We start from the raw sequence: 6,292 nt of genomic DNA, 5'->3' as shown, positions 1-6,292 counted from the left end.
TCGAGCGCGTCGACCAATGGGTCGCGTTGTGCGGCTTGGTCTCGAGCGTCCTGGTCACGACGCGCTCGACCTGTTCATCCGTGATCGTACGCGGAGCCCCGGACCGAGGCGCATCGCTCAACCCCTGTAGCCGATGCCGGAGAAACCGGCCTCGCCACTTGCTCACCGTTTGTCGGGAGACGCCATTCGACGCGGCAATCTCACCGTTGCTCTTGCCCTCCGCACAGTCCAGCACGATGCGCGCACGGTCCGCCAACGCCTGCGGAGACTTAGGTCGGCGCGCCAGCGCTCCAGGGTCTCGCGTTCTTCAGCGGTCAGGACCAGAGGTTCGAGTGGGCGGCCAGTTCGACATCGCATCTTCCCACTCACCTCCATGTGTTGAGGGAGGGGATCGTCCAAAAAATGTTCGCGTTCTTCTAACTCAGGACACTAGCTGCGTCCGCACCGTCGTAGGCGCGAGCTTGTCGCAAATGCAGAGCGACGGCGGCAGCCAGCACGCCTCGCACCGCAAAATACGCCGCGTTCGTATCGGCTCTTGCCCCGGGGGCGCATCGGGCGGCGGGACGAACGCGCCCATCGTTACCTCTTTTTGACCTCGAACAGATGCGTGCCGTACGCCGAGAGCTCCACGTAGAGCCCGCGCCGATCATCGAGCAGCTCGTCCCCGCTGCGTCGGTATTCCTCGCCGCCGATGCGGTCGACGAGCAGCACGTTCCTCCCCGCGATCCCCGCGAGATCCAGCGTCAGCTTGCATTGCCCCCGCGACGGGCCGAAGTTCACCACGACGATCACGGCGCTCGTCCGCGAATCCCAGCGATACGCGACGAACGATTCGAAGCTCGTGCTCCCCGGCCCCACCGCACGCGGCGGCAACATCGCGAAACGCCCGCGCCGCAGGACGTCGAGCTTCATCGCCTCGAGCAGCGCTCGGTGAAACGCGACGCTTGCCTCGTCCACGCGCTCGTCCGCGCGCCGCGCGAGTTGCACCGGCGCCCGGATCTTTCGCCCTTCGAGCTGCCCGTCGTGGAAAAACCGCATTCCCGGCGCGGTCCCGAGCAGCACCGTGGCCGCCTTGCGCCGATCTGGCGGCAGCGCGGACGCGACCCGCGGCTCGTCGTGGTTTTCCAAGAATCGCGCCGAGCGCGCCTGGTAATCAAACGACCCACTCAGATGCCCGCGCACCGCGTGCGCCGATCCGTGCATCAGCCGGTCGTACATGCTCTTGTCGTACGTGTAATCGAACCCGAGCGTCTGCAGCCGCCATTCGAGATCCCAGTACGCCTCGGCGAGCAGCACGAAATTCGGATATCGCTCCCGCACCGCGTCGATCGCCTCGGCCCAGAACTCGCCCTCGGCCTCCCGCGTCCCCTCGGCCCGCCGTGCATGCGCCCACGTCCGCCGAAACACGTCCGAGAGCACGAGCATCGCCATGTCGCACCGCACGCCGTCGCAACGCGAAGCGACGTCGAGGAGCGCCTCGATCGAAGCCTGCCGTGTCTCCTTCGCGCGGAAATCGAGCTGCGCGGTATCGGTCCACGGCGGGAAATACGGATCCTTGCCGCAGGCAATCTTCCCGTTCGCCTCCCGCACGAAGAGCTCCGGCCGCTCCGTGATCCAGTGGTGATCCCGCGCCAGGTGGTTCGGCACGAAATCGAGCAAGAGCCCGATCCCCCGCGCCCTGAGCCTCTCGCGCAGCACGGCGAGCGCCTCGTCCCCGCCGAGCGAGGGCTCGACTGCATACCGCGCCACCGCGAACGGAGACCCGATCACGTCCGAAGGCCCCAGATCGGACAGCGCCCGCTCGTACTCGGCACGCAACCCCGGCGTTTCCCGCGCGATCTTCGGCCCCACCGCGCCGAGTGTCCACACGCCCATCAGGTACACGTAATCGAAGCCGAGCCGGGCCAGCCGATCGAGCTCCTCGTCGGGCACGTCCGCGAGCGTGACGCGCGCGCCCGCCGCGCGCCCGAGGTCGAAGAGCCACATGCGTGCGAAGATCTCGTACAGGGCCGGGCTGTGGACGCTCGTATCACCAAGGATCATCGGTTCTTCCCCCCGATCAGGGACGCCATGTCCCGCGCGACCTCCGCCGGGACGAACCCGCGTTCGTCGAGGCCGCGCCGCGCATGATACGCCTTTATCGACCGGGCGAACCCCTCGCGATCGATCCCCGCGCCCTTCGCGGCGCCGCCGGGCAATTTCTCCTCGAAGAACCGCGCGGGGAGCGTGTCCTCCGCGGGCGTCCACCCCTCGCGCTCGTTGAACAGCCGTCGCACGAGCGTGATCCGCCCGGCCGCGCGCACGAGATCCTCCGCCTCGAACGGCAGGCCCGTCACGGCCCGCAGCATCTCCGCCGATTCCCCGAAAAAATCCTCCATCGCCCGGCGCAGGAACTTGCACAGGATCAGCGCATCCATCACCGCCGCCCGATCCTCCGCCGCCACGGCATGCGCCGCCGATTCCTCGCTCGCCTCGAACCGATTCACCTTCCCCGAAAAATCCGCCTCGTACGCCCCGCTCCGATTGTGGTCGGCGCCGCGCGTCCCGACGGCGAAGCCGAGCGCCATCGTCTGCAGCGCCCGCGGCTCGTAGCCCGGGATCTCCAGACCCTTCACGTGGGGCGCGAACGACGGCGCCTCGCCGCCCACGATCTCCGCCGCGCGCCGGCTCCCCTCCGCGAGCAGATCCCCGAGCGGCGTGCGCCGCCGCGCGATGTCCTCGAGCAAAACGAGCATCCGCTCGCCCGCGCCGAACCGCAGATCCCGCGCCTCCTCGGCGAGCATACCCTCGGGGAAGAGGCCTCGCTCGGCGCACTCCATGGCGAACGCGATCGTCCCGCCCGCCGAGATCGTGTCGATCCCGAGCTCATCACAGGCCGACGACGCCCGCAGTACCACCTCCGGATCGCCGATCCCGCAGAGCGGCCCGAGCGCGAACAGGTTCTCGTACTCCATTTTGACGGGACGTTCGCCCGGACGAACCTCGAAGAAATGCTCGCAGCCGATCGTGCAGCTCTTGCACGAGCCCCGGCCTCGCTCGCGCGTCTCGTGCAGCACTTCGCCCTCGATCTTCCGCGCCTCCTCGAACGTGCTCGCCTGGAAATTGCGCGTCGGCAGCGCCGCGAGCCGGTTGAACGTCGAGAGGTTCGCCACCGTCCCGAGCGATCGATATTTTTCCGTTGCAGGTCCAAGCGATCGACGCGCGAGATCCTTCGCGATGCGCAGTGTCGTCTCCGCATCCGCGAGCGGCACGGGCCGGCTCCCGCGCACGCCGATCGCCTTCACGCGTTTCGCGCCGAGCACCGCGCCGAGCCCGCCGCGCCCCGCATGACGCCCCTCGTTCGCGATGCCCGCGTACCGCACGAGCCGCTCGCCCGCGACCCCGATCACCGCGAATCGATGCGATGGATACGCCTTCCCGAGGCGCTCGCTCGCCTCTGAAATTGAAAAATCACGCCCCCACAGCTCGGGACAAGGCACGACCTCCGCGCCCTCCTCGTCGACGAGCACGATCGACGGCTCCGCGGCCTCCCCGACGATCACGATCGCATCGAGCCCCGCGCGTTTGCCCGCGATGGCGAACGACGACGACGACAGCCCGTCCGAGATGCGCCCCGTGAGCGGCGATTTCGCCACGAACGCGAGCTTCGCCGAGGTCGTGAGCGGCGTGCCCACGAGCGGCCCGAACGCGAGCACGAGCGCGGCCTCGGGACCGAGCGGATCGAAGCATGGCGGCGTCTCGCGCGTGAGGAGCAACGCGCCGAGCCCAACCCCACCGACGACGGCGCGCCGCGTCGCTTCATCGAGAGGCACGTGCTCGGCGCTCGGACGGCCGAGGTCGACACGCAGGTATCGCTCGAAATAACCGCCGCGCCCCATGCACGGTTTCTAACCGCCTGCGTCCGCGGACACCAGCACCACGACGTCCCCGTCGCCGAGCGGCGTCTCCAGATCGGCCGTGATCTGCGCGCCGTTGAGGGCCACGAGCCAGCCCGGCGCGAGTCGTCCGCCCGCAACGATGAGCGGCTCGAGCGCCGGGCACGCGACGCCGAGGGCAGAAAGCGCCTCGCCGAGCGAGCGCGCGGCGACCTCGATCGTCTCGCGACGGGCGCGCAGCCGGGCCACGCCGTAGAGCTCGATGGTCACCACGCGGCAAACCTACCAGCACACCGCAACGCGCGCCTTCGACGCACGCGAGGTTTTTCCTCGCGTGGCTCTTTGACGCATCCCGTCACGAACATCCTTGGAAATTCGTCGCTTGACGTTGCGTGGCTTCTCATGGTTTCACGTCAAACGAAGGCCGTGGGTCATTCCGGCAGCCCGCGCACGCGTTTTCGCGGGCCGGGGCGGTCATGAAAGCCACCACCCCCATCGGCGGAGGTCAGCGCGATGCAACTTCGTAGGCGACAGCTTCCCCTCTTCCTCTCGATCCTCGCGGCTCTCTTCCTGTTCGGCGCGGGCGCCTTCGCCGAGGACTGGAAACTCACGGGCACCGGGACCCGCGTCAAGACCGTGGTCCTCGTCGACGTGAACGTCTACCAGATCTCGCACTTCATCAAGGGCGCGGTCGAGAAGTCGAAGAAGGCCGTGATCGACGCCGACATCGACAAGAAGTTCGAGTGGACGATGAAGCGCGACGTCGACCACGAGAAGGTCGTGCAGACGCTGCGCGACGCGTTCGCGATGAACGGCTACGCGGACAAGGGCAAGATCGACAAGTTCCTCGGCGCGTTCTCCCGCGAGCTCAAGGAAAACTCCAAGGTAACGATCGCGTACGACGCCGCGAAGAAGGCCACCACGGTGAACGTGGGCGGCGGCGGCAGCGCGACGGTCGACGGCGTCGACTTCATGAAGGGCGTCTGGGCCATCTGGTTTGGCAAGATCGATCAGCCGAAGCTCGGCGACGCGCTCATCAGCAAGCTGTGAACGAACCGCGGCGCTCGATGCTCCGCGCATAGGCCGGCTGCTCGTCAACCTTGGAGACAAGGAGACGACGCCGGCCTTCGTTTTTCCCGGCGTCCTTGCTCGCCAGGGCCCTCGGCGACAAGCTCCGCGCCTCGCATGGCCCGTGCCCTCTTCACCCGGCGAACCGACTGGGATCGCACCGAAAATCCGCTGACCACCTTGCTCGCCGCCGCGCAGCGCTCAGGCCGCGAGCTCACGGACCTCACGGAGTCGAACCCCACGCGCGCCGGGATCGTCGACACCACGCCGCTCGTCGCCCTGCTCGGCCATCCCCGCGGCACGACGTACGCGCCGCTTCCGCTCGGCCACCCGAAGGCCCGCGCCGCCGTCACCGCCTCGTTCCACGAGCGCGGCTTGCCCGCCCGCGAGGACCGCGTCGTCCTCAGCGCGAGCACGAGCGAGGCCTACACGTGGCTCTTCAAGCTGCTCTGCGAGCGCGGCGATCGGGTCCTCATCCCAGCGCCTTCGTATCCGCTCTTCGAGTTCCTCGCCCGGCTCGAAGACGTCGAGCTCGCCACGTACCCGCTCATGCGCGAAGAGGGATTTCGCATCGATCTCGGCGCGCTCGATCGCGCCGCCGAAGAGGCCCGCGGGCATGCGCGCGCGATCGTGCTCGTGCACCCGAACAACCCCACGGGCACCTACGTGCGTCGCGACGAAGCGGCCGAGGTCGCGCGTATCGCCGCGCGTCACGGCATGGCGCTCATCGTGGACGAGGTCTTCGCCGAGTATCCGCACGGCGTCTTGCCCGCGGATCGGCTGCCGAGCTTCGCGGGCGAGCGCGAGGCGCTCACGTTCGTGCTCGGCGGCCTCTCGAAGAGCCTGCTCCTACCGCAATGCAAGCTCGGCTGGACGCTCGTCTGCGGCCCCGACGCGCTTTGCGACGAGGCGATCGCGCGGCTCGAGCTCATCGCGGACACCTACCTCTCGGCCTCGACCCCGGTGCAGCTCGCGCTCCCGGAGCTGCTCGCCGTGCGCGCCTCGGTGCAGGAGCCCGTTCGCGCGCGCGCGGCGGAAAACCTCGCGGCGCTTGATCGCGCGCTCGCGGCGGCGGGCGAGGATGTTGCGGTCCGGCGCTTGCCCACGGACGGCGGCTGGTACGCGATCCTCGAAGTTCCGCGGACGCGCGACGAAGACACCTGGGTTGAAACGCTCGTGCGCGAGCACGGAATCGTCGTGCATCCGGGCTATTTTTTCGACATGGAGCGCGAGGGATTTCTCGTGGTCAGCCTGCTGCCGCGTCCGGAGGTCTTCGCGCGGGCGATCGAGATCGTCGTCGCGTCTGTCGCGAAAGGTTGAGCGCCGCGACGGATCGCCTAGGATGCGCC

General features: G+C 68.5%; 5 protein-coding genes and 1 pseudogene. 2 read left to right on the top strand and 4 right to left on the bottom strand.

Features of this window, described 5'->3' with window-relative positions; all coding sequences use genetic code 11:
• The 4 genes and pseudogenes from KEG57_RS52130 to KEG57_RS52115 form a co-directional block, all read right to left on the bottom strand.
• Positions 1–307 (bottom strand): annotated as a pseudogene (locus KEG57_RS52130) (helix-turn-helix domain-containing protein); the annotation flags it as partial.
• Between the two features lie 272 nt (positions 308–579).
• Entirely contained in the window at positions 580–2,043 is a 1,464-nt protein-coding gene (locus tag KEG57_RS52125; protein WP_272428260.1) for an alpha-amylase family glycosyl hydrolase, read from the bottom strand.
• Positions 2,040–3,878 carry an aldehyde ferredoxin oxidoreductase family protein gene (locus KEG57_RS52120; protein WP_272428261.1) on the bottom strand — a complete coding sequence of 613 codons (1,839 nt, stop codon included), beginning with the start codon at positions 3,876–3,878 and terminating at the stop codon, positions 2,040–2,042. Before KEG57_RS52120 ends, KEG57_RS52125 begins: the two co-directional genes overlap by 4 nt.
• A gap of 9 nt (positions 3,879–3,887) precedes the next feature.
• Complete coding sequence (locus tag KEG57_RS52115; protein ID WP_272428262.1) at positions 3,888–4,148, bottom strand: MoaD/ThiS family protein; 261 nt, start codon at positions 4,146–4,148, stop codon at positions 3,888–3,890.
• 240 nt (positions 4,149–4,388) lie between these two features.
• On the opposite strand from KEG57_RS52115, the gene KEG57_RS52110 reads away from it, so the two are divergent.
• The gene (locus KEG57_RS52110) at positions 4,389–4,925 is read left to right on the top strand and encodes a chalcone isomerase family protein (protein WP_272428263.1); all 537 of its coding nucleotides are present in this window, start codon (positions 4,389–4,391) and stop codon (positions 4,923–4,925) included.
• Between the two features lie 135 nt (positions 4,926–5,060).
• Positions 5,061–6,263: a pyridoxal phosphate-dependent aminotransferase gene (locus KEG57_RS52105; RefSeq protein WP_272428264.1), complete on the top strand. Its 1,203-nt coding sequence runs from the start codon at positions 5,061–5,063 to the stop codon at positions 6,261–6,263.
• Positions 6,264–6,292: the final 29 nt, after the last annotated feature.

The organism is Polyangium jinanense, assembly GCF_028435365.1.
This window is presented reverse-complemented; position numbering and strand designations above follow the sequence as displayed.

Excerpts from the sequence above, each read along its gene's own strand:
- KEG57_RS52125 (WP_272428260.1), bottom strand. The coding sequence starts at position 2,043 with ATGATCCTTGGTGATACGAGCGTCCACAGCCCGGCCCTGTACGAGATC.
- KEG57_RS52120 (WP_272428261.1), bottom strand. The coding sequence starts at position 3,878 with ATGGGGCGCGGCGGTTATTTCGAGCGATACCTGCGTGTCGACCTCGGC.
- KEG57_RS52110 (WP_272428263.1), top strand. The coding sequence starts at position 4,389 with ATGCAACTTCGTAGGCGACAGCTTCCCCTCTTCCTCTCGATCCTCGCG.
- KEG57_RS52105 (WP_272428264.1), top strand. The coding sequence starts at position 5,061 with ATGGCCCGTGCCCTCTTCACCCGGCGAACCGACTGGGATCGCACCGAA.